Here is a 21624-nt window from a genome sequence, read left to right as displayed (position 1 = left end):
GTCTCAGCTGCAGCAGTTCGGATCCAGGACCACGCACAGCGCGGCGAGTGCGTTACGGCGTGCGCGGTGGAAGATGTTCATTCCTCGTCGTTCGGATTCGACGAGTCCGGCTTTGCGGAGTTGGCCGAGGTGATAGTCGACGGTGGGTTCCGACAGTCCGAATGCGGTCCAACTGCTGGGCACTGCGGCGCCGTAGATCGGGCCTGACAACTCATTCGGCCAGCAGTTCGTCGACGTGCTGGGTTAACCGATCGCCGAGCCCGCGGCCACGCTGACCGCTGGCGCCGATCTCTCAGTCGTGGACCGCACCCAACGTCGAGCCAACTGCATTGTTGCTGCCCGATCCTGCGGATGTTATTCGCGTGCAGGCAGATTCGATGCCAGTAGCACGCGCAGGGTCATCGCTGCGATGTGGTCTTCGAGGCGGTGCCGGTCGGGCATGACGGCGCTGCGGAAGCGATGCGCGGACAGGAACGACAGGACCAGCCAAGCGGCGGCAACGGGGTCGAGGTCCGCACGGAGTTCGCCGGTGCGCTGTCCTTGGACGATCACCTCGGCCAGGACATCGGCGAGTTCGCCCATATGCCGCCGAACTGCTTGTTCGACCGCGGGTTCGGCGGTCAGCGTCATGGCGTCGGCGAAGATCACCCCCAGCGAGCCGGGGGCATGCAACTCGTCGACGTGGTCGGGGCTGAGTAGCTGTGTCAGGAGCGCCGCGATCGAGTCGGTCGTGGCGGCTTGCGTTCGCATCATGGCGACCATATGCGCGGAGGCGTGTTCGACGACGGCGGCGTAGAGGCCGGTCTTGGATCCGAAGTTCTGGAACAGCACGGGTTCGGTGACACCGATCCGTGCGGCGATCTGTGCCATGGTGCTGCGCTGATATCCGGTCTCGGCGAATACCGCGGTGGCGGCGTCGATGATCGACGCGCGCCGGTCGGCGGCGCTGAGTCGGGTACGCCGCCCAGCGGCCGATGCCGAGGAATGTGCGGAAGCCATAGCGTCATGGTATCGACCCTTGCAATCTAACTTAGCGGCTACTAAGTTGACCTTATCTTAGTTGCCACTAAGTTAGGAGTAGGCCGTGGGCCTCGGACATTTGATGCACAGCAACCCACACCCCGGAACCGAAGGGCTGACCATCGATCACGGCGGCAGTTATGACGTGTTCGGCGCGGTGTTCTTCGGCGGCCGCCGCAACCGGACATACCGACGCCTCGCCGCCCTCAGTGGCGCGAAGCCAGGCGATCGAATTCTCGATATCGGTTGCGGCACCGGCTATTTGACACGTCGGCTGGCCGAGATCGCCGACTCTGGATCGGTGGTGGGACTCGACCCATCCGCCGCGGTACTCGAGCGGGCGCGCAAACTCACCCCGGCGACCAACTGCACCTACACCGTCGGCGTGGCCGAGTCATTGTCCGCAGCCGATGATTCCTTCGATGTGGTGGCAAATTGCCTTATGCTGCACCATCTTCCGGAGGACCTGCGACCGCGCGCGTTGGCCGAGATGCGCCGGGTGCTGCGGCCGGGCGGGCGGCTGCTGATCGGCGAATTCCGCCCGCCCACCAACTCGGTCGGCCGCCATCTCGTCGAGGCGATCACCGGTCCCGCCATGGCGCACAACCCGATCGACCTGCTCGAACCAATGGTGAGCAAGGCCGGTTTCGAGGGCGTGAACTCCGGGGACCTGCGCCCGTGGATCCGCTACGTCACCGCCGTCAAACCGGGTGCGACCGCATGAACCACTTCCGTCCGGCCGGGAGCAGCGGCCGCCTTCGATTCATCGCCCTGCCGCTGATCATCCTCGGTCTCGGTATGCACTTATGGCTGGGCAGCATGATCGGACTCGCTGCCGCGGGCTTCGGCCTGGCTGCCCACCTGATGGTCGCCGGTGTCGGCGACCGATGGATCCGCCGACGCCGATCCGGATAATTCGCGCGCGACGACCAGGCATCCATCAAGGCGGATCCACCGCCGTGGGCGCGGCATGCACGATCACGACTGGGCACGGACCATGTTGGGCGCATTGCTGGCTGGTCGATCCCAGCATCAGACCGGTGAACCCGCCGCGCCCACGCGAACCGACGACCAGCAGGTCCGCATCCGCGGCGGCGTCGATCAAGGCGCGTGCCGACGGCGACTCGACCACGAGCCGCTCGATCGGCACGCCGTCGCCGCCGGACATGGCGGCGCGCAGCGCGGTCTCCAGCGTCCGTTCGGCCTCCTGGTGCAGCGGCTCTCCCAGCCTCTCGACCGCCATGTGCCCGATCTCGCCCTGATGGTATGGCAGCGACCAAGCGTGCACGGCGCGCACGGTCGAACCGTGGCACCGAGCCTCGGCCAATGCCCAGCGCAGCGCCTCTTGCGATGGGGGCGAGCCGTCTACACCGACCACAATCGTCCGCATCTCACCTCTCCGACCATCCCAGCACGACCGCTTACGGCGAAGTTCCCCGGTCACGGCACCTCAGCAGGGCAGGTGACCGGGGCGGTGTCACATCGGTTGCCCCATCATCGGACAACCGCCCATCACACTGCACATCCATTGACACAACATCTGCATCACGGTCATCGCACCGGCTCCTGTTCACACATTGCCTGTCTGGCGGGTCCAAGGTGGCCTTGTCGTCACCTCGATGCTGCCGCGTGGAGATCGCGCCCGGAAGGGACCTTTGGCAGCCGTCCCTGGGCCATTGGGGGCGCTGATCGCACGTGATCCGGTGGTCGAGCTGCGAGGGCGAAAGTGCTGCCGCAGCAGGTCGGTCAGCGAAGACGCACCCGTCTATTTAAGTGCGCACATGCGCACCTAACATTCGCATGTTATTGCTCCGGATCCACCCGGAAGGACGGGAGATCGATGACGTTGTTCGCCAACCGCGACTACCGGCATCTGTTCGGCGCGCAACTGGTCGCGCTGTTCGGCAACGGTTTGACCACCGTCGCGCTCGGCCTGCTCGCCTATCAGCTGGCGGGGCCGCGCGCGGGTGCGGTGCTGGGCACGGCGTTGACGATCAAGATGGTCGCCTATGTCCTCATCGCGCCGGTCGCGGGTGCGTATGCCGATCGGGTGCCGCGCCGGTCGGCGCTGGTCGGGCTCGATCTCGTGCGGGCTTCGATCGTGCTGGCGCTGCCGTTCGTCGAGCAGATCTGGCAGATCTATGTCCTGGTCGCCGTATTGCAGTCGGCGTCGGCGGCGTTCACCCCGACCTTCCAGGCAGTGCTGCCCGACATCGTGCCCGATGAACGCGACTACACCAGGGCGCTGTCCTACTCGCAGCTGGCCTCGACGATGGAATCGCTGCTGAGCCCGCTGCTGGTCGCCGTGCTGATCAGCGTGGTGAACTTCCATTGGTTGTTCACCGGGACCTCGGTCGGATTCCTCGCCTCGGCGGCACTGGTGGTCTCGACCCGGATCCCCGACGCGGCACGGCGTGTCGGGGTCGGTGCGGTCGAGCGGATCGGGTCCGGTGTGCGTATCTTCGTCCGCACGCCGCGGCTGCGGGGGTTGATGGGCCTGAATCTTGTCGTGGCCGCAGTCGGTTCGATCGTGATGGTCGATACCGTCAACCTCGTCCAGCAGACCCTCGGCCGCTCGCAGGCGGATGTGGCCTGGCTGCTGACCGCCAACGGCCTCGGCGTGATCATGGCGGCGCTGCTGGTGCCGCGACTGCTCGACCGCATCCCGGAACGCTCGCTCATGCTCACCGGCGCCGGGGTACTGCTCACCGGAATCACCGCGGCACTTGTCCTTTCGACAGCAACCTCCGGCGACTGGCGCTGGGCGGCGGCGCTGCCGATCTGGACGATCATCGGCGCGGGCACCGGACTGGTGCTCACCCCCACCGGGCGGGTGTTGCGCCGCTCGAGCAGCGCCGAGGATCGGCCCGCGATCTTCGCCGCCCAGTTCTCCCTGTCCCACGCCTGCTGGCTGCTGGCCTACCCGATCAACGGCTGGCTGGCCACCACCACCGGATTCACCACCACCTGGACCGCCCTGGCCGTATGCGCGGCCGTCGGCGTGACCGCGGCGGTGATCTACTGGCCACGCCGAGACACCGAGGCGCTCATCCATATCCACGACCACGGCACCGACCCGGAACACCTCGCCGATGCCGTTGCACTCCGGGATGGCAGCCACGCACATGCCCACGAAATCCTCATCGATCGCAACCACCGACACTGGCCACCACCACAGCTGAACCAGTTCGCGCGCGTCGCAGATCGGCCCGTCCGATAACGATGCAGTGGGCAAGCGTGCTGCCGTTCGCGCCGACGCCTGCGACAGTCGGGTTCATTCGTGTGGTGGTTCGCCGGTAACGATATGGTCGGCGTGGTTCATGCCCTCGCGGACAAGCCGGGCCAGGTGTCCGTCGCGAATGCGGTAGATCACGCGCCGTCCCTCTTTGCGGGTATCGACCAGTCCGGTGAAACGGAGCTTGGCCAGGTGTTGACTCACCGCCGTGCGGGAGGCTCCGCACGCCTCGGTCAGGGCGGTGACGTCGGCTTCGGCTCCGGCGAGAATCCACAGGATGTGCAGCCGGGTGGGGTCGGCGAGCATGCGGAAGGTGTTGGTGGCCGCCACCAGGCGCGGCTGATCGGGAGCCGCGGCATGGGTCAGGCTCGCCGGCTGCGGTTTATCCGCCGCGGCGGCGCTGTTCGCCTTGTCCACCGTCATCACGTCACCTTCCGACGGCCACCATGCCACATGAACTGGATTATCCCCTGCGAACCCGTGCTCGCGCGGTGCAGCCGCACCCGTCGCGAGCGCGGCTGCACCGTCGGCGTTAGACGCCTGTCCGATCCAGACATATCAGCGGGTTGCGTGCGGTCGAGTCGGTGCAACGCCGCGGCGGCGAAGGCACTGAATCAGGACAACAGCCGAGGGACGAGCAGTGGCTCGACGATCTCCGGCTAGCGTTCGTCGTTCAGAGTCAATCCCGACGCGATCGAACGATCGCGAAGCGCGTCGACGCTGCCGAACGCGGTCTGCGGCAACTGGGCGTATTCGTCGAGGAATGCGGCCGCGTTGGCGGGTCCGATCACATCCCACACCACCGTGCCGTCGGCGACGGTGATCGCCATGCGCAGGAACGGACAGCATCCCTGCTCGAACGCCGCCTGCTGCCGCACCCGCGTCTCGATGTCGTTTCGCTGGCGAAAGGTCCAGCGCACCCCCCACTCGGTGCGCTGTCCGCTGACGAACGCCTCGGCGAACAATCCGCGGTAGGCATCCATGATCGCGTGCTCGTCGTCGCCGGGTCGGATCGTGCACACGATGGGTGCATCGGGCGGGGTGTCGTAGGTGTCGGTCACCGATCTACTCCTCGTTGTCGTTCTGGTGTCCTGTCACCGACGACCGTAAACTCTGGACCTAGGTCCAGAGTCAAGAGCGATCGCAGGAGAGTTGGCGATGAAGATCGGCCAGGTCGCCAAGGATGCCGGGGTCACCGTCGACACGGTGCGCTACTACGAACGCCGCGGTGTCCTGCCCGCCCCGCCACGGGAACCGTCCGGCTACCGCCACTACGAACCAGACGCTGCCGACCGCATCAGGCTGACGAAGTCCTTGCAAGCACTGGGATTCACTCTCGATGAAGTCGTCGACGCCTTCCGCGACCTCGACGAGGGCGACGCGACGTGCGCCAGCCAACGCTGGCGACTCGAGCAGGTGCTCCACCGCATCGACACCCAACTCGCGCACCTGCAACAAGTCCGCGACAGCGCGATGACCGTGCTCGAAAGCTCCCACACCGGCCAGTGCACCCACTGCGCGAACCAACCGATCAACACGCATCCCTGACCGAAAGACCAGCCCAGTCCGGCATTCGGGGTTGCATCCTGTACCGGGGTACAGGCTTACCGTGATCGTATGACCACCAACGATCATTCCGATCTGATGAGGAACCTGTCGGCATGCACCCTGCCGACGGTCGAGCGTCCGACGCGGCTGGCCGAGTTCGACCAGTTCTTCGCCGAATCCGTGCGAGCCACCCACCGCTAGGACCGGACCCGGCTCGCGCTGACGCTCACCGCCGACGCCGACGCCGAGCCGGGCGGGCGGGATCTGGCCGCGAGGGAGTCGGCGTGCTGCTCGTTCTTCACCTTCACCTTCCAGGCCACCCCGGCGGGCACCGTCATGCGGATCGAGGCGCCCACCGCCTACGTCGAGGTGCTCGACGCGCTGGCAACCCGCGCCCAGACCGCCATCGCCGGAGCCGGTCGATGACGGGCATGCGCAGCGGGGAACTGGCCGCCGCGGCCGGTGTGAACCCGCAGACGTTGCGCTACTACGAACGCCGCGGCCTGCTCGCCGAACCGGACCGCTCCCTTGGCGGGCACCGCATGTACCCCGAGCAGGCAGTCACGGTGATGCGGGTGATCAAGGCCGCCCAACGCCTCGGATTCACCCTCGACGAAGTAGCCGACCTGCTCGAAGCCACCCAGCTCGGGCACCGCCGCCCCGATGCCGGGTTGCAGGCCCGCGCCACCGCCAAACTCGCCGAGGTCGACACGAAACTCGCCGAACTCACCGCGGTGCGCGAAACCCTGCGCGCCGCCCTGGCCGCCGGATGCGACGACCTCATCGCATGCCGCCAGCACCCGCGCTGCCCCGTACCGTTCGACACAGACATCACCACCGGCATCGACAGCGGTATCGAAGGAAGCCGTTGTGGCTGCTGAACAGACCAAGACCGGCAGTTGGTGGGCCCCGATCGGGCTCGGCGCCGCCTTGTGCGTGGCCTGCTGCCTGGCCCCGATCCTCATCGCCGCCGGAATCATCGGCAGCGGAACGATCCTGCTGAGCCTGTCGTGGATGCCACCCCTCGGATTCGCCCTCCTCGCAATCGGCGTGGCCGGGCTGATCTGGTCACGCACCCGCGCCCGCCGCACCGGATGCGCCACCCCCGACGCCACCACCGACGGCGGGTGTACGAGCTCGGGATGTGGCTGCACCACCGCCGCGACGCGGTGAGCCCGGTTCTATAGGGTCACCGGCCATGACCGTTGCGCGTTCGATCCTCTTGTTCGCCTTGGCCGCCGTCGCCGAGATCGGCGGCGCCTGGCTTGTCTGGCAAGGAGTCCGCGAACACCGCGGCTGGGCATGGATCGGCGCCGGAGTCATCGCCCTCGGGTTGTACGGATTCGTCGCCACCCTGCAACCCGACCCCCACTTCGGACGCATCCTCGCCGCCTATGGTGGCGTCTTCGTCGCCGGATCCCTGCTGTGGGGTATGGCACTGGACGGATTCCGACCCGACCGATTCGACGTCACCGGCGCCATCCTGTGCCTGTCCGGGGTCGCCGTCATCATCTACGCACCCCGCACCACCTGAACCAACACAGCCTCGGAATCTGTGACCACCGCCAGCGGCGTGCCGACAGCATTGCAATCGGATCCCCGACTGATTCGGCCCCGGCCAGCAGCCCACGCGACACGGTGATGCTTCCTTCGCCGCACCCGCAACAATGGAAGGCCACATTTGTGCGCTCGCCTTCGCCGCACTTACCGGCGAGGTGCATGCCCTCGCGAGTCCGTACGAGGATGAAATGCCAATGCGCGCCTTTACCGAGATCCTTCGACCAAACTCGGCTTTACGCGACCGGCTTTCGAACCTGGCCGAGGTGATGGCTGACTGTCGACACCACCATCCGCCCGCTGCGGCCAGGTCGCCGCGATCTCTTCGCCGGGAGTGCTTGGTCAACAGCAGGGACAGCAGCTTTACCCGCACTTGTCCAATATCCAGGCGGCCGAGGGACCCGCACCGGCAGTCGGCGGTGCGGGTGACTCGAGCTAGGCGTTTGCGTGTACCGGTTGTTGTGTCTCGACGTGCCGCACCGGGTCCAGCCGGTGTAGCGCCACCCGCGGCGATGACACCGATCGCAGCGAGCCCGAGCCATACGGTCCAGTACATGCCTGCGTCGCGTCCGGCGTCGACCACGGCGCCGGTGGCCAGGTTCCCGAGCAGGATCCCGATACCGACCACTGTGTTGTAGAAGCCGTAGTGCGTGGCGACGAGCTTCCCGCCCGCCAAGGTCACGACGGTATCCATTTCGAAGGGGAACACGATGGCGGTGCCGATGGCCAGCAGAGCCGCCGCGATCAACAACGCTGCCGCTGCGGTGACGACTCCGAGGCGGCGAGGGTCGGGGAACGCGGCCAACGGCAGGAAGGCCGCGCCGAGAACAGTCATACCTATGACGAGGCTGCGACCAGTGCCGCATCGCCTGCGAAACCACGCGGTGATGTGTAGCTGACCGGCGACTGCGACCACTCCGGACACGACGAACACTGCAGACACCAGCGCTTGCGATCCGGTACCGGCGATGAACTGCGCGTGCAGTGGAAGCGCCAGATATACCTGGAACGACAGCACATACGAGCCGATCATCGCCGCCGCGAATCCCACGAACCGTCGGTTGCCGGCCACGGTGCGCCAATCGTCGAGTATCGATGTCTTCTCGGTGGGCTTTTCGGCACGACGTGACGGCAGCGCGAACAACTGCGCCACCGTCAACACGGCGAACACGACCGCCGCGGCGCCTGCGGTGACCGGGAAGTCGACCGCCATCAACGCCAGCCCGACCAATGGGCCTGCCAGGATGCCCGCTTGGTAGAAGACGTTGAACAGCGCGAACGCCTCGACCCGCCGTTCCCCGGCGTCGGCCGCCAGGTAGGCGCGCACGGCCGGATTGAACAACGCTCCGGCGAAACCTGTTGCCGCGGAGGCTATCAGCAGACCTGGCAGTGAGGTGGCGAACACCAGTAGCGCGAAACCGCCGGTACGCAGCAGACAGCCCGCCACGATCAGCGGTTTGTATCCCAGGCGGTCGGCGAGTGTGCCGCCGACGAGGAACATGCCCTGCTGGGAGAAGTTACGCACACCCAGCACCAGTCCTACCGCCCACGCGGCCAAGCCGAGCGGACCAGCGAGATACCCGGCCAAATACGGCATCAACATGTAGAAGCCGAGGTTGATACCGAACTGGTTGATCATCAACAACCGGGCGGCCAGATCGAAGCTACGAAATGTGGCGAGCATCGTCACATCCCTGACTCTCGGCTGCCGACAAGTTCCCGTGGATCCACAACCGTGGCGCAGCGAGTCCAGGATCGCACCACCCGCTCGGCCGGATGCGCGATGGTGTCCGGTTCGACTGGCGGGTCGGTATCGAACAGCCCGTGCTCTTCGCAGTACGCGTCGTTGTACACGGTGTCGAAATAGCGGTGCGGTCCATCGGGAAAGACCGCGGCGATGCGGGTGTCGGTGTCGGTTGTGCGAGCCGCCCAGCCGGCGACCAGACCGACCGCACCGACACTCCAGCCGCCGGTGGCGTAGTGGGTTGCGGCCAAGGTCCGGCACGCCCAGACCGCCTCCGCGGGCGCCACCCAGTGGACCTCGTCGAAAGCGGCGTAGTCGACATTGCTCGGGTAAATGCTCGAGCCCAACCCGCGCATCAACCGCGGCCCCGCCGGCTGGCCGAAGATCGTCGAGGCCACGGTATCCACTCCGATCAACCTCAAGTCGGGGAAGAACTCCCGCAGCACATGAGCAACCCCTGCGGAATGGCCTCCGGTGCCCACCGCGCAGACCAGCACATCGATGCGCCCCAATTGGGCCGCCATCTCGATGGCCAACGAACGGTAGCCCTCGACATTGTCCGGATTGTTGTACTGGTCCGGGCACCACGCGTCCGGCTCCGACGCCAACAGTTGCATGACCCGGTCCCGACGCGCCTGCTGCCAGCCGCCGACCGGATGCGGCTCATTGACCAACTCAACCTGCGCGCCGTAGGCCGACAACATCCGTGCCACGATGGGCTCCATACCCGGATCGGTCACGACTGTCACCGGATGGCCGGTCACCATGCCCGCCAGAGCCAGGCCCAAACCTAATGTGCCGCTGGTCGATTCGATGACATGCGCACCGGGGCGCAGATCACCACGAGCTTCGGCGCACCGAATCATGTGCAGAGCGGGACGATCCTTCATCCCACCCGGGTTGAACCCTTCGAGTTTGGCCCAGAAGCCCCGCTCCTCCGGCGCCAGCGGCGCGCCGATCCACAACACCGGTGTGTTGCCGACCACCGCATGCGGCCGTCGCGCGGCAACCAGATCCCCAGAGGGCAAGTCGAGCGCGATTTTGTCCATAACTGTCGCTTTCTGTATCGAGACCGCCACGCGGGCGGACAGACGTGAGCAGGCAGCGGACACCGGCCGACGGATTCAGCACACGTCGGCCTGGCGCTGACCGATCAGCGCCTGCAGATACAGAACTGCGTCAATACGCCTCGGCCCCCGACGACCAGCCGCGCAGCACTTGGCGGCGGCCCGCGTTCCTCGAGTACGACCGGCCGGTCGGATTCTGCGTCGAGCAGGGGAATACGGGCCGGAAGCACCCGCAAGGTCGGAGGATGATCGTCACGCGTCACCGTCGAGGCGATAGCAAAATGGGCCGCATGTGGCAGGCACCCATCGTGATGGGAACCGAAAGCATTCTCAGGACAGAAGTCGATCCCGGCAGCCGATGTCACCTCGACCTGCGTGGGTTCAGCGTGCCGATGCTCCCGATCGCAACCGGCCAACGAGAAAACAAGAAACACGGCCACAGTGATCCACGCGATCACCGACCGGCCGCGCCGAGATGCACCACCCAGGCCCGCAATCCAACTAATATAGCAATTAGCTATTAATAGCTTCTCCCGCGCGCGATCTCCGTCGCGCAACAATTCGGCCACACTTGCCCGGCTATCGAGCGGCACGTGCAACACCGCGCTCATCGAGCATGTTCGGATCCGGGCCGAGGCTGCGGTGGGCGGGAACGCGATGCGGGAAAACTGTTGCAACCCTATCGGATCGAACCCGCTCGGAGGTTTCATGCACGGTCGCAACAGTTCGACGCGACTCACCGGCCGCCTCGGCGGGCGGCCTGCGATGCGAACATCTCGCGAGAAAGATCTCGAGCACCGCGAAACCATAGGCCCGCCACCAGCTTCCACACTGTGACCGCCGCATAGCTTCGTCCCTCCTCGGAAACCTCTCAGTAATTACTACGTAATCTAGTACTTACTTGCTACGTAGACTAGGGCGAGCCCCGCCAGGCTGGGTCAGAGCCTCGGTGGACGGTCGGTTGAGGGGAAAGGTTTTCAGCGATAAAAGCTTTCAGCTCAGACGAGCAGTCTCCAGCGAGAGCGGAGCACCTGCTTTGCCGCGCGTTTCATCCCGAACATTCACAGCCATTATCAAGGGCACGGCCGTAGTTCCGATCGTTCTCATCATGCAGTCCGCCCAAGCTCGAAGGATGCTCGACTGTGTCGCTGCCAATCAAGGCCTGCCGCTATGGGTGAGCCTCACCGCCGCCTGCCGGATCGGCCTCGGCGTGCCAGGGATGGCCAGGCTCGTCGCTTGACCGCGAGTTCTGCGGCAAGCGGGCTGGGAGATGCGCCACTCTCGACCAGTGGACCGAACCATCGTCGCGGCCGAACCGGCCGATCAGTTCGGAAGAAGCTGACGCCTGACCGCGCGGTCCCACGGGAGCCGGTCTCAGCCCCGGTCCGCAATCCGAACTGCCGAATTGACAGTTCGATCCGTGACCCAACGCCCCTCAACATCCGACGAAACTGAACGAAGACTCACCATCACGATCACTAGAATCCCCACGGCCTCTCGCCTGCTGGCTCAGGCGGCCATCATCGGCGCTATTACAACGGCCTCAGCGGGACTTGCCAACGCCGAATCCCTCTCGGACAACCCACATGGCCGCGATACGAACAGCCGAGAAGACACCACCGGCCAGCACAGCATCGACCCCTTCGGCTACCAGCACGACGACCCCAACCCACTGAAAACCAGAGAGCACGACCAAGCCCTTCGCGACTATCGTCGCGAGCAGAATCAATCCGCCCCCAAGAATCCGTAACCGGCGACGACAGCGGCGCGAGATGGTCCGTCGTGCCACGTGAGGGTGGCAAGGGCTACACAGTGTGCCGACCCCAGGCACGCTGGTGCAAGTGATCACGCACCCATAGCAAGCGCGTACACACCCTAGCGTCGGTCACCTGCCGCAGTCATTCCAGTCGGCGCTGGCCATGGTGTCCAGGCAGGCGAGTCGGCGGGCACAACGGTGTACGTCCCATGGGATCGGTTACCCGCAGTCTCAACGCACCTGAGGGGTGTCGATGTCGCTTGGCATCGACCGGATTCGCGGCCGGGATGCCGCCCCGATGGACTGAGCAGATTCGTCGCCCACCACGGCATCACGCCCACAGCACGGTTGCAACATCGCATCGGCGGGCACATTGAGCGCCGAAGTCGCCCACGCGCCACCCAGCCACGACCAGGTGTGCGCGAACAGGAGTGTCGGATAGTGCCGACACTCCCGTTCACACCGCCCCAGGAACGATCCTCGTGGCACACAACGGCACCGCCCCTCGGCGGCGGTATTGGCATACGCCTTGCAATCGGGGAATCGAACCGTCGGAGCACGGTCCGGAGGGATCGAGAACCGCTAATTATCTGCGCCCGGGCCGCGGTATCGGGTGTCGAAGCCCTCGATTGTTCTGCTTGCGGTGGCCGTGACCGTGGTTGACGTGCCCGTTGTTGCCGTCTCCGTTGTGGCTGCCCGGGAAATGCTGGCCACCGATCGCCGACCTGGATATCGGTACGGAGTCGGCAGAGGCCGGTGCTGCTGCGACCGACAACGCTACTGCCGCCCCGATGACGAGTACGACACCTCCCACAGCCTTACACCCACGCCGCACTGGTCTTTTCTCCATTGACACAGTCCCTTCGAGAGCGGTTGTTCGGTAGTCGTTTTCGGCATTCACACATGACCCGGAAACGAGCCGGCGATACAACCATCGCCACTTCACTGGACTCTCTTTCGACCGAGCTGCCTACTCTATCCAGCGGTATGCAGGAGAGGCGGAATATAAGGCAACGTGAAGTACGTGTCGCGGGCAGCCGCGCTCGGTGACGCCACCACCTCCAATCCCCGCACGACCCCGACCGGTGCGCACCGACCGTCAGGCACCTCGACAGCGATCACCGTCCATCGCGCCGCGTCCAGCGTGCGGCCAGCTATCAATCGGCAGTGATCACTCGCCAGCGGAGCGCTGACCGCCTCGGTGTGCAGGCATGAATGCCTGCGAGGCGTCGCGCGTCGGCCGGTCAGCTTCGCCGGGCAGCCGCTGACATTCGCGTGGGCAGCCACCAGTTCCATCGACCGAGCACCCGCATCAATGCCGGGACCAGGACCAGTCGCACGATGACCGCATCGATGGCGACGGCAACGGCCAATGCGAAGCCCAGCTGTTTGAGCTCGAGGATGTCGGCGGTGACGAAGCTGCCGAAGACGACGACCATGATCGCGGCCGCGGCGGAGATGGGCCGAGCGGTGTGCGTGAGGCCGGCGGCAACGGCGTATTCGTTGTCTCCGGATTCGTCCCAGTACTCGCGCATGCGGCGGATCAGGAAAACCTCGTAGTCCATCGACAGCCCGAACAGCACCGCGAAGACCACGGTGGGCAGATACACCTGCAGGAATCCCGGGCTGGTGAAATCTAGGACCGATTCGCCCACGCCCCATTGGAATACGACAACGGTCAGACCGAGCGCGGCGGTAGTGGCGAGGATATTCATGATGATGGCCTTGACCGGCAACGCGACGCTGCGGAACGCGATCAGCAGGAAGATCAGCGACGCACCGAGCACGAGCATGATCACCAGCGGGAGCTTGGTGGTCATTTCGTCGGACAGGTCGACGAACTCGGCGGTGGAGCCGCCGATCAACACTCGTGGCCCATCCGCGGCCGTGACATCCGCTGCCGCCGCCCGCAGGTCGCGGACCAGCGTCTCGGCGTCCGCGGAGTCGAAGGCGACCGCCGGTACCGCGATGGTGAGTAAGCGTCCTCCGGATTGCTGCACGGGCAGGACCGTCTCGATACGGTCATCCGATCGCACACGGGCGAGGAACTGCTCGACCCGCCCCAGGTCGGTCTGGCTGAGTTCGGTGTCGCCGAGGCCGGTGGCCACGATTTCGATGCCGGCGAGCGCGCCGGCGGGGAACTCGGCGGCCAGGGCGGCGGCCGCAGCACCGGATGGCTTGTTCTCCAGCGCCGCCGTCCCCATGTCCAGGCCGTAGCGGATCCCGCTCAGCGGTGCCGCAGCGAGAACCAGCACGGCAGCGGCGGCGGCGCCGAAGAGTATCGGCCGCGCCATCACTACCCGCGCCCACCGGGCCCAAGTGCTCGAGGGCGCGACAGTTGCCGATGTGACCTCCGCCGGGCGTAGACGGGCGGACAGTACACCGCGATTGATCGCAGGCCCGAGTGTGGCCAGCAACGCGGGCAGCAAGGTCAATCCGACCGCGAGCGTCGCCAGCACGGCTACCGCAACGCCGATGGTGATTCCCCGGAAGACCGGGGCATCCATGACAACCAGTGAGCACAGCGAAATCATCACGACCGAACCCGACGCGAGAACCGTCTTGCCCGCGGTGTTCAAGGCTTGCCCCACCGCCGCGGCGATGCCCGCATGCTCGTCGCGGCTGGTAATTCCCGCACGGGCCAACTGCTCCCGGAACCGGCTGACAATGAACATCGCGTAGTCGATGCCCACCCCCACCCCGATCATCGTCGCCATCGACACCACCAGCGCATCGAACGTCGTGGCCGCCGTCATGGCGAACAGCACACCTCCGGTGAGCAGGAGCCCGGCCACCGCGATGCCGATCGGCACGAACGCCGCAGCGAGCGCACCCAGCGCAATGACCAGCAGCAACAGAGCAACGGGGATACCGATCGCCTCCGCACGTTCGAGATCCGCTTGCTGCAACTCGGTGGCATCGTTCTGGATCGGCGAATAGCCCGTCACGGAAGCCGTCACCGCCCCACCGGCCGCTGCCTGCACCGCGTCCTGCAGCCGTTCAGCGGCATCGGCGCGCTCAGCCATGTCCCCGTCCAAACCGACCAGCGCTATCGCGGTCCGCCGATCAGCGGAGATCTGTTCCGCCGCAGCGCTGTAAGGGCTGGCAACCAGGCGGACGCCGGGCACCCGCTCGGCCGCCACTACCACCTGTTCGACAGCGGTCCGATAGCCGGGTGTATCGACCGTGCTGTCACTCGAACGGAAGACGATCACGTCCTGCTCAACCCCGAACTGGGGGAAATACGTGCGCATCAACCGATCCGCTTCGGCGGTCTCGGAGCCTTCGACGGTGAAATCCATGCCGCCCAACCGGCTTTCCAACGCCGGATAGGCAGCAGCGCAGGCGAGCAGTAGCACCGCCCAGGCCGCCAGCACCCATCGCCTGTGCCGAGCCATGAATACACCCCACCGATGCAACATCGGCTCACACCGCGTGGCCTCGCCATCCACATCGTCAACATATTCGAGCATGCGCATATATTAATATGAGATCCGCGCAGATGGGAACCCCACGGAGTGATCGACCCGAGACGAACCGAGCAAGACCGAGGCCAGCGCAGCGCCGCATCAGTCAAGCCCTCCGGTCAGCGACCGTCGGCGGTCGATGTCCAGGTGAGTGCCATCGAGAAGGCTGCCGACTACCTCGGATTACGAGTGCCGACCTGTCTCCGGGTGGCCCGCACGCTCCCTCGTGCGGGGATCGTTATCGGCGTCGAACGTGGCTATGTTCCCGGCCCCGAAGTTGTCCGGTCGGTCATAGCTGGATTCGGTGGGTTGCGAGTCAGGCTGCGACGCGTAGTTCTTCAGCGGTGATTTCCTCGAGCGGACGGCGGCGTGTCTCGACCAAGAAAGCGATGCCCGCCGCTGCGGCGATCGTCATCGGCACGGCACTGATCAGCGCGGTGACCGAGATCGATGGCGTCGCCACCGCGAGTACCACCAGCGCGATCACGATGATGCCGCCTGCCTTGCTCATGCCCGCCGCCAAACCGCTACCGCGCGAACGAATCCGTGTCGGGTATGCCTCGGCACCGTAGGCGATCAGCACTGCGACCACCGAGCTGGCACCCCAGATGGGCGGAACCAGCAGCGCATACAACAGCGCCCTGTTGTCGGCGACCTGGTCGCCGAGCGCGACGAAGCCGAACAGTGATACGGCGAGCAGTGCGCTCAACAGCACCATCGTCCATTTGGACGAGCGGTGATAGAAGTACGCCACCAGGAAGTTGAGCGGGAAGCCGATCAGCGCCGAATCGCGCAGGATCTGATCGGCGGAGACACCGCTGAACCCCAGCTGGCGCAAATTCGTGGGCAGCCAGAGCTGGAAGCCGTAGACGACGAGACCGACACCGAGCCCGACGAGCACCAGCACGGTGGTGATGCCACCGAATGGGGCTTGCACCAGCCTGCGGTAGCCGCCACGCACGCTGTCCTCGATCTGAAGCTCCGACTGCTCGACCGGGACAACGGCAGCATGGTATCGGCGCAGCACCTTCTCGGCCTCATCGCGGCGGCCGAGCGCGAGCAGGAAGCGGGGCGACTCGGGCACCCAGCGGGTCAACACGATGGTCAGCAGCCCGGTGGGCAAACCGATCAGCCACATCACCCGCCAGCCGTAGGTGTCGCCGATTGTCGAGGACAACCAGCTGGTGATGACATAGGCCCCGGCTATGTCGCCGCCGATCAACACCATCAGCCAGCCGCGATGCCGGGCCGGAATGGTCTCGGCGAGAAGGGTGAACGCGATCGGCAGCATGCCGCCCGCGCTGATGCCCATGATCAGGCACATCAACAGGTTCAGCTCGAAGGTCGGCATCGCCCCACACACCGAGGTAGCGACGAAGAAGACGCCGGCCAGCAGGATCGCAGCCTTGCGCCCGATCCGGTCGCCGAGCCAGCCCCAGATGAACGAGCCGATCACGGTGCCCGTGATGCCGGCCAGCGGCAGCAGCGCGGCCGGCAGGTCACCACCGGGGTTGGTCGCCGTGCGCAGCCCATACTCCTTGGCGACACCGGGCACCACGAACGCCAGTGTCGTCGGTTTCATCACGTCGATGGTGATCGCTGCGGCAAGCACCAGCAGCAGCACCACGTGCACCCGGCTGATCGGCGCGTCGTCCAGTGCGCGCACCTGGAGGTTGGCAACTCGATCACGATGTGCGCCAACGGGAATCAATCCGTACGTCGTGACCGCCAGGCCGGCGACGATCAACACCATTCCGCTGATCATCATGGCATCCATCGACATGCCCGCCATTCGATAGCCCATGTCCCTGGACTCCAGGTACATCGGGATATGCAGCGCGGTGCCGATCGTGGTCACCGCGAGCCCGACCCAGAAAGCGATGGTGCGTCGACGCATTGGCGACACGGGCACAGGCATGGTGTTTCGCGGGTTTTCGGTGGGACTCTGCTCGCTCATGTGTCGATGTTTCCTTCTTTACAGGATCTTCCGTCGTGGCCGCGACGCCCAGCGGACGCCGCAGCATGTCGAGACTCATCGGAAGAGGTGAAGCACAGGAACAACCGCTAGGGCCCTCGCCGAAACCCGGTCTGGTCACTGAATGATCGCAGGATCAAAGAATCCTCGAAGTCAGATCTCCAAAGGTTCTGTCGTAGTTCGGAATTCACAGGCCGCCGAATGGCAGTGAAATTGCACAACCATGCGTTCGAAGCGGAGCCGGTCTCCGTCGCAGCGGCGGCACGAGCCCCATCTCCAACCCATGGTCGTGGCGACCTACCTCCCCCGCCACCCGAACACCGGCCGCCTCTCCCATCCTCCGCCCTCGCATGCCAACCACTACTGGGCGGTAGCATACCGGCGGCGTGACACCGCCGCAGAGAATCGAAAGATGCTGCGAGAGACCGATCTACACATTGCCTTCGTCGGCTGGACGAGTGCTGGCACCGGCCCAGTTGCGGTGGCGATCACCGCAACGGGACTGATCGTGGCGGCATCAGCGTCTTCACCTGGCGCACGCTCCCGTCCGTGCCGCTGCTCGGTCGAGTTGGGCCACGAACTGCAAGGGGTTGACTAACCACCTCGGCAATATATAGTCGCATAAGCATGTGTTAATTTATTAGAGAGGATGTGTCGATGGCCGACTCGCTCGCCAGCCCACGCCCGCAGGTCGGCGTGGTATTCGACGCGACGGTGCTGCGACCGCTTGTGCTGGCTGCTCCGTTCGTGGTGTTTGTGGTGCACACCCTGGAGGAGATGCCGCAGTTCGCGGCGTGGGTGAGTGCGCACTTCGCGCCGTTGACCACCGAGAAGTTCGCGGTCAGCCATATCCCGCTGATCCTGCTGGTGCTGTTGTGTTCGTGGCGTGCACTGCGGCCGAGTGCGCATATGGGGTGGGTGGTCCTGGTTGTCGCGTTCCAGTGGCAATTCGCGGTCAACGCGGTGTTTCACCTCGCCACCGCCGCGTGGTACGGCGACTACTCACCCGGGATGGTCACCGCGGCCACGGTGGCGCTACCGGCCACGCTCGTGGTTCTTGCCTGGATCCGGCGCGAGCGCCTGCTCACCGCCGCGCAACTGGCCACCGCGATGGCGGTCGGCACCGCCATCGCTGCCGCCGCCATCGGTGTGCTGTTCCTCGGCTGAACCGACCTCACCCCCACGAAGAAAGGCATACACATGACCCGCATCCCAGCACAGGCCCGTGCCGGCTACCACGAGGAAATGCGCGCAGCGAAAACCGCCGCCGACCCCGATCAGCGATGGAAACATCTGGAGCGCGCCCACATCCTGTCCCAGCCCGACCCGTGGCTGCACACCGGCAACCACATCGCGATGTTCGCCCTCGCCATCCGGCAGCGGGACCGCCGCGAGGCGTTCGGTCAGATCGTGCGGATCATCGTCGCGGCTCCCGGATCGCTGAGCGGCCGCTACCCCGAAGGCAACACCGGGCGCTCCAGGGTCGCGCTGCGCCGACCCATGCCGACACCGCCCGACCTCGACGCACTGCTGCACCCACAACCAGCGGCATAAGCGAGCCGCCCCGTTGGTTGAAGGAAACCGATGACCGTCTTGACGCAGTCGCCGATGAATGAGACACCTTCTGTCAACCTCAGGCGGCGGTTGTGCCGTGGCTGGATCGGGCTCGAGTTCCAGACAGCGGGCAACCAGCCGGGCCACGCCGGCCGCGGAGTGCTCGATGCGGAACTGCTCGATCACGTTTCACCAGGCTGTCCGAAGGCCACGTCGTGGAACGACTCTGCCCAATCGATTCCAACAGCAAGCAAAAGTCTTGCCTCCCATCAAATTTCAGTTGTCGTCCACCGGGGCTGGAGGCATTGCGTCGTGCTGATAGACCAGTCCTCACCGGGACGACACCTTCCGAGACGACCCGCCTCCAGACAGGCCCCCGGGGACGCCGTCTCATGACAGTGCGCCGCATGGACGTCCCCGCCACCCTGGGGGTCGTCGAGTAGCAGAGGCACTCCGGGCGAGGACCGAACCCGCACGATCGCTTCCAGCATCAGCCCAGAGGAGAACCCGGCCGGGATCCGGCTACTGGAACGTCCCCTACATTCGAGCATCGAGACGATCGGCTCTGCGCGCTGAGCTGATCCGCCGCATCTCGCTCCACGAGGCGCGCCGACCTCGGGTGACACGATCACCCGGAACCAGCCTCCGTGAGATCCTGTGAAACCCGTTGAACAGCATCGCCTTCGGAGACGTAGAGCAGTTCTCGGTCGGGCGGGTGCGGGTGAGCCGGCCGGTGTTGTCGACCTCGACACGATGCACGATGGAGCCGCGCCAGCCCTCATTGAGGATTGGGCGTCAGGCATTGCGGGGGTAGCGGGAACCAGCGCAGCGCTTCGAAGTGCGATGGCAGGCCGGTGGGACCGTCGGGGACCTCCTCACGGCGGGACTCGAGCAGGATGCGGGCCGCGCGCAGGTGTTCGGCCAACGCCTTCTCGTCGAGGGTCTCGTGGTCCGTCGAATAGTGCAGAGTGCCCGCGTTGTCATAGAAGAGGTCCGTCAGCCGCAGCGGGGGCTGGTGAGTCCGCCCGCGGTGGCGCCATAGGCCGGTGTCCGGACTGAAGATGTAGTCGGTGAGGAGACGGTGGCCGAATGAGGCCAGTAACTCCACGGCCTCGATCAGATAGTCGCGCACGGTGTCGGAAATGAAGTAGTTGAAGTTGATACGTGTCCAGCCGGGTTTGATGCCCTCGCAACCCAAGGCGATTTCGTCTCGGTAGGCGCGCGAATTCTGTGGATCGATGGCCAGGAGCCGGTGCCCGTACGGGCCTGCGCATGAGCATCCGCCGCGAGCTTGGATGCCGAACAAGTCGTTGAGCAAGGCTACGACGTAGTTGTGGTGCAGGTAGCGATCCACGCCTGACCGGACTCGGAAGGACACGATGGACAGTCGTCGGGCATGAGGGTGGCCGAGGATCTCGATGTTCGAGTGATCGCGCCACCGGCCGAAGGCATGACGCCACAGCCGCTGTTCCCGTTGCTCGATGAGGTCGGTACCGACAGCGTCTTTGAGCGCGAAGACCAGCCCAGCCCGGATCGACTCGATGATCGCCGGGGTTCCGCCCTCTTCCCGGGCAACGGGATCATCGAGGTAGCGGTGCCCGATCGGGTCCACGAACGCCACCGTGCCGCCTCCCGGCACGGTGGGCACGGCATTGCGCACCAACTCACGGCGGACCACCAGGACACCAGGAGTCTGCGGCCCGCCGACGAACTTGTGCGGTGAGAGAAAGATCGCATCCTTATGGTCGCCACGGCCAGGAGCGCTCTCCCGCACTCGGATCGGGACGTAGGGACCGGCAGCAGCGAAGTCCCAGAAGGACAATGCGCCGTGCTCATGAAGCAGGGTGGCGATCCGATCGGTGTCCGACAAGACGCCGGTGACGTTGGAGGCGGCCGAGAAGCTACCGATGCGCAAAGGCCGGTCCGCGTAGTGGATCAGCCGCTGTTCGAGTTGTGCCTGATCGATGTGACCGTCGGCGTCTTCGTCGATCACCACCAGGTCGGCGATGGACTCCCGCCATGGCAACTCGTTGGAGTGGTGTTCGTAGGGACCGATGAACACCACCGGTCGCTGCGAATCGGGGATCTGCTCACCCCACCGGTAGCGCGCGGCCAGCCCGGACGGAACGCGAAGCTCGAGAATGCCCACCAACTTGTTCACCGCCGCCGTCGCCCCGGACCCGCAAAAGATCACCAGATCGTTCTCGGTGCCGCCAACCGCGTCGTGGATGATCTGGCGTGCGTCCCGCCGCAGCAATGAGGTCTGCAATCCGGTGCCAGAGCTTTCGGTGTGGGTGTTGGCGTAGCGCGGTAACACTTGCCTGCGGATGAAGTCCTCGAGGAAATCCAGCGACCGCCCTGAGGCGGTGTAGTCGGCGTAGGTGATCCGGCGTCGACCATAGGGTCCATCCAAAACCTCGCCCTCACCGATAACCCCCTGCCGAACCCGCTCGAGCAAGGGCGAGGTGGGGACCGGCGCCGCCGAGACAGCCATGCTCCGGGTTGCCGTATTCATGCGGTCCCTCCTTCCACCGCGCGGGGCGCCAGCACCCCGGCTACCGCCAGCGTGCCCCGGAGCCATGCGCCGCGCCAGGGCCATTGGTCTTCTAGACGAGTAAGTCCGAAGTCGCGGTGATGCCCGGACATGGACGGAGGGCGTCTATGACCAGTGTGTGACCAATGATCTGGACGCCCTCCTGAC

At 65.5% G+C, this 21624-nt stretch carries 21 protein-coding genes and 2 pseudogenes; 11 read left to right on the top strand and 12 right to left on the bottom strand.

Annotation, left to right across the window (positions count from 1 at the left end; all coding sequences use genetic code 11):
* Positions 1-3 precede the first annotated feature (3 nt).
* Both AB0M45_RS31315 and AB0M45_RS31310 read right to left on the bottom strand, forming a co-directional pair.
* Positions 4-159, bottom strand: a pseudogene (locus AB0M45_RS31315) (helix-turn-helix domain-containing protein); the annotation flags it as partial.
* Positions 160-354: 195 nt separating this feature from the next.
* Positions 355-999 carry a TetR/AcrR family transcriptional regulator gene (locus AB0M45_RS31310; protein ID WP_364336606.1) on the bottom strand — a complete coding sequence of 215 codons (645 nt, stop codon included), beginning with the start codon at positions 997-999 and terminating at the stop codon, positions 355-357.
* An 85-nt stretch (positions 1000-1084) separates the two neighbouring features.
* On the opposite strand from AB0M45_RS31310, the gene AB0M45_RS31305 reads away from it, so the two are divergent.
* On the top strand, positions 1085-1744 hold the full coding sequence (locus AB0M45_RS31305) for a methyltransferase domain-containing protein (RefSeq protein WP_364336604.1): 660 nt from the start codon (positions 1085-1087) through the stop codon (positions 1742-1744).
* A complete protein-coding gene (locus tag AB0M45_RS31300; RefSeq protein WP_364336602.1) occupies positions 1741-1935 on the top strand; it encodes a hypothetical protein in 195 nt (64 codons plus the stop codon). The genes AB0M45_RS31305 and AB0M45_RS31300 overlap by 4 nt, the downstream gene beginning before the upstream one ends.
* A gap of 25 nt (positions 1936-1960) precedes the next feature.
* Here the strand turns inward: AB0M45_RS31300 and AB0M45_RS31295 are convergent, their stop codons facing one another.
* Positions 1961-2410: a universal stress protein gene (locus AB0M45_RS31295; protein WP_364336600.1), complete on the bottom strand. Its 450-nt coding sequence runs from the start codon at positions 2408-2410 to the stop codon at positions 1961-1963.
* Between the two features lie 450 nt (positions 2411-2860).
* Between AB0M45_RS31295 and AB0M45_RS31290 the strand changes: the two genes are divergently transcribed.
* Entirely contained in the window at positions 2861-4240 is a 1380-nt protein-coding gene (locus AB0M45_RS31290; RefSeq protein ID WP_364336598.1) for an MFS transporter, read from the top strand.
* 54 nt (positions 4241-4294) lie between these two features.
* On the opposite strand, the gene AB0M45_RS31285 is transcribed toward AB0M45_RS31290, so the two are convergent.
* Both AB0M45_RS31285 and AB0M45_RS31280 read right to left on the bottom strand, forming a co-directional pair.
* On the bottom strand, positions 4295-4678 hold the full coding sequence (locus AB0M45_RS31285; RefSeq protein WP_364336596.1) for a metalloregulator ArsR/SmtB family transcription factor: 384 nt from the start codon (positions 4676-4678) through the stop codon (positions 4295-4297).
* A gap of 236 nt (positions 4679-4914) precedes the next feature.
* Positions 4915-5316: a hypothetical protein gene (locus AB0M45_RS31280; protein ID WP_364336594.1), complete on the bottom strand. Its 402-nt coding sequence runs from the start codon at positions 5314-5316 to the stop codon at positions 4915-4917.
* Between the two features lie 97 nt (positions 5317-5413).
* Here AB0M45_RS31280 and AB0M45_RS31275 point away from each other — a divergent pair, with 97 nt between their 5' ends.
* Together AB0M45_RS31275 and AB0M45_RS31270 are read left to right on the top strand one after the other, a co-directional pair.
* Complete coding sequence (locus AB0M45_RS31275; protein ID WP_364336592.1) at positions 5414-5803, top strand: MerR family transcriptional regulator; 390 nt, start codon at positions 5414-5416, stop codon at positions 5801-5803.
* 69 nt (positions 5804-5872) lie between these two features.
* Complete coding sequence (locus AB0M45_RS31270; protein ID WP_364336590.1) at positions 5873-6004, top strand: hypothetical protein; 132 nt, start codon at positions 5873-5875, stop codon at positions 6002-6004.
* Here the strand turns inward: AB0M45_RS31270 and AB0M45_RS31265 are convergent.
* Complete coding sequence (locus tag AB0M45_RS31265; RefSeq protein WP_364336588.1) at positions 6001-6141, bottom strand: hypothetical protein; 141 nt, start codon at positions 6139-6141, stop codon at positions 6001-6003. The two genes, AB0M45_RS31270 and AB0M45_RS31265, sit on opposite strands and share 4 nt — an antisense overlap.
* Before the next feature lie 84 nt (positions 6142-6225).
* Between AB0M45_RS31265 and AB0M45_RS31260 the strand changes: the two genes are divergently transcribed.
* The 3 genes from AB0M45_RS31260 to AB0M45_RS31250 are packed head-to-tail and all read left to right on the top strand — an operon-like array spanning position 6226 to position 7337.
* Positions 6226-6684, top strand: a complete 459-nt coding sequence (locus AB0M45_RS31260; protein ID WP_364336586.1) for a MerR family transcriptional regulator — start codon at positions 6226-6228, stop codon at positions 6682-6684.
* On the top strand, positions 6674-6976 hold the full coding sequence (locus AB0M45_RS31255; RefSeq protein ID WP_364336584.1) for a hypothetical protein: 303 nt from the start codon (positions 6674-6676) through the stop codon (positions 6974-6976). The genes AB0M45_RS31260 and AB0M45_RS31255 overlap by 11 nt, the downstream gene beginning before the upstream one ends.
* Before the next feature lie 25 nt (positions 6977-7001).
* A complete protein-coding gene (locus AB0M45_RS31250; protein WP_364336582.1) occupies positions 7002-7337 on the top strand; it encodes a YnfA family protein in 336 nt (111 codons plus the stop codon).
* Positions 7338-7795: 458 nt separating this feature from the next.
* On the opposite strand, the pseudogene AB0M45_RS31245 reads toward AB0M45_RS31250, so the two are convergent.
* From AB0M45_RS31245 to AB0M45_RS31235, 3 genes and pseudogenes are all read right to left on the bottom strand, one after another.
* A pseudogene (locus AB0M45_RS31245) lies at positions 7796-9044 on the bottom strand (MFS transporter).
* A gap of 2 nt (positions 9045-9046) precedes the next feature.
* Positions 9047-10153, bottom strand: coding sequence for a PLP-dependent cysteine synthase family protein (locus AB0M45_RS31240; protein WP_364336580.1), 1107 nt, complete (start codon positions 10151-10153; stop codon positions 9047-9049).
* 104 nt (positions 10154-10257) lie between these two features.
* On the bottom strand, positions 10258-10782 hold the full coding sequence (locus AB0M45_RS31235; protein ID WP_364336578.1) for a hypothetical protein: 525 nt from the start codon (positions 10780-10782) through the stop codon (positions 10258-10260).
* 809 nt (positions 10783-11591) lie between these two features.
* Between AB0M45_RS31235 and AB0M45_RS31230 the strand changes: the two genes are divergently transcribed.
* Entirely contained in the window at positions 11592-11921 is a 330-nt protein-coding gene (locus tag AB0M45_RS31230) for a hypothetical protein (RefSeq protein ID WP_364336576.1), read from the top strand.
* 1250 nt (positions 11922-13171) lie between these two features.
* On the opposite strand, the gene AB0M45_RS31225 is transcribed toward AB0M45_RS31230, so the two are convergent.
* Positions 13172-15400, bottom strand: a complete 2229-nt coding sequence (locus AB0M45_RS31225) for an MMPL family transporter (RefSeq protein WP_364336574.1) — start codon at positions 15398-15400, stop codon at positions 13172-13174.
* Between the two features lie 310 nt (positions 15401-15710).
* Positions 15711-17351: an MFS transporter gene (locus AB0M45_RS31220; RefSeq protein ID WP_364336571.1), complete on the bottom strand. Its 1641-nt coding sequence runs from the start codon at positions 17349-17351 to the stop codon at positions 15711-15713.
* A gap of 675 nt (positions 17352-18026) precedes the next feature.
* On the opposite strand from AB0M45_RS31220, the gene AB0M45_RS31215 reads away from it, so the two are divergent.
* Together AB0M45_RS31215 and AB0M45_RS31210 are read left to right on the top strand one after the other, a co-directional pair.
* Positions 18027-18536: an HXXEE domain-containing protein gene (locus AB0M45_RS31215; protein WP_364336569.1), complete on the top strand. Its 510-nt coding sequence runs from the start codon at positions 18027-18029 to the stop codon at positions 18534-18536.
* Between the two features lie 33 nt (positions 18537-18569).
* The gene (locus tag AB0M45_RS31210; protein WP_364336567.1) at positions 18570-18923 is read left to right on the top strand and encodes a DUF3703 domain-containing protein; all 354 of its coding nucleotides are present in this window, start codon (positions 18570-18572) and stop codon (positions 18921-18923) included.
* Between the two features lie 778 nt (positions 18924-19701).
* On the opposite strand, the gene AB0M45_RS31205 is transcribed toward AB0M45_RS31210, so the two are convergent.
* A complete protein-coding gene (locus tag AB0M45_RS31205) occupies positions 19702-21438 on the bottom strand; it encodes an aminotransferase class V-fold PLP-dependent enzyme (protein ID WP_364336565.1) in 1737 nt (578 codons plus the stop codon).
* Between the last annotated feature and the right edge of the window lie 186 nt (positions 21439-21624).

The sequence above is a fragment of the Nocardia sp. NPDC051787 genome (genome assembly GCF_040681325.1).
GTDB lineage: Bacteria > Actinomycetota > Actinomycetes > Mycobacteriales > Mycobacteriaceae > Nocardia.
The sequence above is the reverse complement of the archived record's forward strand: the minus strand, read 5'-3'. Positions and strand labels throughout refer to the sequence as shown.